We start from the raw sequence: 1,758 nt of genomic DNA on the forward strand, positions 1-1,758 counted from the left end.
GCCCTTTTGCGTTGTAGAAAGAGGAATTGATGAAACCTTTTGCAGATGAAACAAAACAAATAGATATCTTAAAATCTAGAAATCTACTTTTTCTAGATGAAGACAAAGCAAAAAGAGTATTGATGAACTACGGTTACTACGAAGTAGTAAATGGATACAAAATGTTCTTGTTAGAAGACAGTAGTACGAGAGAACAGTATAAGCCAGGTGCTACTTTTGAACACTTGACTGCTCTATATGAACTCGATAAAAGTATTCGAAATGGTGTTATTCAAGCTTCACTAGAGATAGAATTATCACTCAGAACCGCTATAGCTTATACACTTGCTGAGGACTTCGGTGTAGAACAACGTCAGTATTTATATTATAAAAATTTTCGACAAGGAGATACTATTTGGAGCGACAGCCAGCCAACTAATGAACGAGCTATACTTCTTAACAAATTATTTCATCTTGAGAACAGAAATATAGAGCCTTTAAATCATTATAGAACTAACCACGGCCATATTCCGCCTTGGATTTTATTAAAGGAAAGCACCTTCGGAAACCTAAAATATATCTTCAAACTCCTGAAAGGCCCTCAAAAGGATAAAGTTATTTCAATTTGCTACGGCATTGATATTTCAGATGTAACAGACAATTTGAGATCCCTTTTTAAAGATACTCTTGATGTTGTAAATAGTTTCAGAAATAGAGCTGCTCATAGCGGAAGAATATTTAATTTTAAGTCAACTATCTATAAGATACGCTATAACAACACCTTTCACAATAAAGTAGAGATAACACCTGCTCAGTATCGTATAGGTTTGGGGCAAAGCGACCTTTATACATTATCAAAAATATTAGATTATTTTGACAATAAAAAGGCTAAAATAAATCTAGATGTTTATATCTCATATTCTATAAAAAAACATTGTGAAAATTATAAAGAGGATTTAGAGTTATTAGCAAATGAAATGAACTATCCTTTAGATGAATTAAAGCAAGAACTAAAGGAATAACAAGACATATCAATGTGTTTCAAACTTTTTTTAGAAACACTTGTAAAAATTTCTAAAAAGTGATATCATATTTTCCAATCGTAAAAGAAACCCTATGGGTTACACTGCTCTATACCTGTATCTCTATATAGGTCAGGGTTACAACAAGAAAATAAGTGTATCAGCTTTTTAGTTGGTACACTTTTTTCTATCTTTTCAAACCCCATATTCACCTCGTTTTCTATTCTGGTATAATTTTACCGTCCGTCCTCTTAAAATCGAAAATAGAGGGGTTCTCGTAGCTCCTCGCATGGTATAAACTCAAAACCTTTTCTAATTGCTTGCCTGCTGATGAAAAAGGAGTTAAAACCATGAAAATTACACAACACACGAAAAAAGACGGATCAGCAGTCTACCGCTCTAGTATCTATCTTGGCATTGATTCTGTAACTGGTAAGAAGGTCAAGACTACCATATCAGCACGAACAAAGAAAGAACTCAGAAATAAGGCCACTCAGGTCAAGGTAGAATTTGAGAAAAACGGCTCTACCCGGAAACAACGCTCACATATAACAACCTATAGCGAACTTGTGGACTTGTTTTGGCAAACCTACCAGCATACCGTAAAGACTAATACGCAGATTAAGATAAAAGGTTGCTTAAATAACTACCTCTTGCCCTCATTTGGTACTTACAAACTAGATAAACTTACTCCTGTTATTATCCAAACTCAGGTAAATAAGTGGGCGGATGAGTACAATCAAGACGGAACGGGGTA

The 1,758-nt window shown here is 34.4% G+C and carries 2 protein-coding genes; both read left to right on the plus strand.

Annotated features, from left to right (window positions below):
• Positions 1-29: 29 nt before the first annotated feature.
• Positions 30-1,001 carry an Abi family protein gene (locus HMPREF2613_RS04900; protein ID WP_049540312.1) on the plus strand — a complete coding sequence of 324 codons (972 nt, stop codon included), beginning with the start codon at positions 30-32 and terminating at the stop codon, positions 999-1,001.
• A 350-nt stretch (positions 1,002-1,351) separates the two neighbouring features.
• The coding region (locus HMPREF2613_RS04905) for an N-terminal phage integrase SAM-like domain-containing protein (RefSeq protein WP_261673967.1) at positions 1,352-1,758 on the plus strand (407 nt) is incomplete at its 3' end.

The organism is Streptococcus sp. HMSC070B10, from assembly GCF_001808665.1.
Taxonomy (GTDB): Bacteria; Bacillota; Bacilli; order Lactobacillales; family Streptococcaceae; genus Streptococcus.